The organism is Shigella sp. FC1567, assembly GCF_001743015.1.
Lineage (GTDB): Bacteria > Pseudomonadota > Gammaproteobacteria > Enterobacterales > Enterobacteriaceae > Escherichia > Escherichia coli.
The window spans coordinates 1-2,139 of record NZ_MIIV01000224.1 but is presented as its reverse complement, the minus strand read 5'-3'; the positions used below and the strand labels follow the sequence as shown (position 1 = coordinate 2,139).

The 2,139-nt window shown below is 39.1% G+C and carries 2 protein-coding genes and 2 pseudogenes; 2 read left to right on the top strand and 2 right to left on the bottom strand.

Translation table 11 applies throughout. The annotated features are described in order from the left end of the window. Window positions 1-235 (top strand): integrase core domain-containing protein (locus BHE85_RS14045; RefSeq protein ID WP_146627965.1); only part of this gene is annotated, 235 nt, incomplete at its 5' end. Window positions 236-241: 6 nt separating this feature from the next. On the opposite strand, the pseudogene BHE85_RS27520 reads toward BHE85_RS14045, so the two are convergent. Then, window positions 242-352, bottom strand: a pseudogene (locus BHE85_RS27520) (hypothetical protein); the annotation flags it as partial. Between the two features lie 292 nt (window positions 353-644). Beyond that, a pseudogene (locus BHE85_RS14035) lies at window positions 645-1,900 on the bottom strand (YccE family protein). A 74-nt stretch (window positions 1,901-1,974) separates the two neighbouring features. Here BHE85_RS14035 and BHE85_RS14030 point away from each other — a divergent pair. Beyond that, a partial coding sequence (locus BHE85_RS14030; RefSeq protein WP_047664789.1) for an IS1 family transposase occupies window positions 1,975-2,139 on the top strand: 165 nt, incomplete at its 3' end.

Here is a 2,139-nt window from a genome sequence, read left to right as displayed (position 1 = left end):
GCGCGGAAACTGCTGGGATAACAGCCCAATGGAACGCTTCTTCAGGAGTCTGAAGAACGAATGGATGCCGGTGGTGGGTTACGTAAGCTTCAGCGAGGCAGCTCACGCCATAACGGACTATATCGTTGGATATTACAGCGCACTAAGACCGCACGAATATAACGGTGGGTTACCCCCAAACGAATCGGAAAATCGATACTGGAAAAACTCTAACTCGGTGGCCAGTTTTTGTTGACCACTTCATCATGAGCACTTGCTGTAGCTGATAGCCTTCCGGTACGGTTTGTGCCTGAGCGTTTGAAGCGAGTAAAACTATCCCTGCCACAGCTGCGGCGATTAGCGTTTTGTTCATTCCTGGCACCTCTTTTGTTATCAATCACTAAAGAGTGTGACAGAAATATGACTTTTTTCCGGGAACAGGTTCGCAAAATGGCTTGTTGAACGCCTGTTTTTCTATATACATCTTCAAAAACAGGCAAGGTTTGACGCAAACTATGCCTGATTAGCCCCTGCCTCGCGTACGCCGCTGATAATTGCACCTGTGGCTAAACAGAATATCTGCGGCGTTACCAATACAGAGACAATATTTACCAATAAAAAAGTGTGAGACTAATAACAATGGTTTTTAGCATATGCCTTTGCCATTAAATTGCATAACGATTTAAATAGTCGAGTTGCGCATTCATTTCCTTATTTTTTAACTTATAAGCCTGAGCAAAAAGTTCAGGAGGGAGGTAAACATCATAATGATTGCCAGTGTTTATTAAATAAACATACTCAAGGTCGTCATCTGTTGAAAAGGATTCATTCCCCAAGGAGATTGATGCCATATTACTATTAACAATAAATAATGAGCAAATGCTATCTGAAAGAGCAGTGAGGAAATTTTTCACCTCATTAACCCTCTGCTCTGGGTCGGTGTCTAAAACAAGGCGTACCTTGTTATCATTAAATATAAATTCGGGTAAATGCAGTATGCATTTTTTGTCATTCAAGCAACTATCAATAAATTCTTTTTTAAAAGACAAAAAACTCCATGATAAAAAACCACCCTGCCCCTGAATTTTGTTGTCAGATTGTAGATTAACGCCAAATAACGTCTTTACATCTTCCCTGAGATTATAGAATGCCGTATCAACAAGAGCCTCGATCGTTTGTTTATCAACAATTTTAATAAACTCTTCGTATACTTGCTTTTGCGTCTTATGGCCGCCCAGCGCCCATGAATACTCATGTTCTTTTAAAACCAGTATAGCTCTTAACAGACAATATCCATCGCCATCTACTGGAGCGTATTTTAATCCATATGTTTTATTAATTTCACTCTGAATAAAAGATATGCCAGACAAATCAATACCAGTATCTAAATCAGATATTCCCGGCGTATTTATCTGTTCTGGCTGGATACTCATATTTTCATCATCTAAACAATACTCAGAAAAAACATCATCACACGCAGTAATGTTTTCAATATATTCCATAAAGCCATACCAATAATAACCTTTAAAATCTGTGATAGACTCTGAACCTCTGCCCGGCAAGGACACTCTAACAATATCAACATTTTGAACATATTGTATAGTATATGTAATACCTCCTGAAACCCTGAATAAATTTGTGTATCATTAGTACGCAATGTTCTCATAAATAATGATAGATCATTATCATTCTGCATTTCCTCAAATTCTTTTTCTAGTGATTCACATTCCAGACATGGAGTATCCTCTTCATTTACTTTACGTCTGAGTTCATTGTATAACCGCATAAAACACACCAGTGTGTTTTCAAAAAGCGTGATTGAATATGTTTGATTTTTTTCGTACTCATTTTTTATATCGTTCCAGGCCTGTTTCAAATAATTATTTGCAGTGCAACTAATTCCATGTATATTACTACCCATATATAGCGTCTATAAAATTGGTAATGCTGCCAACTTACTGATTTAGTGTATGATGGTGATTTTAAGGTGCTTGCGTGGCTTCCATTTCCATCAGATGTCCTTCCTGCTCCGCTACTGAAGGCGTGGTGCGTAACGGCAAAAGCACTGCCGGACATCAGCGCTATCTCTGCTCTCATTGCCGTAAAACATGGCAACTACAGTTCACTTACACCGCCTCTCAGCCCGGTACGCACCAGAAA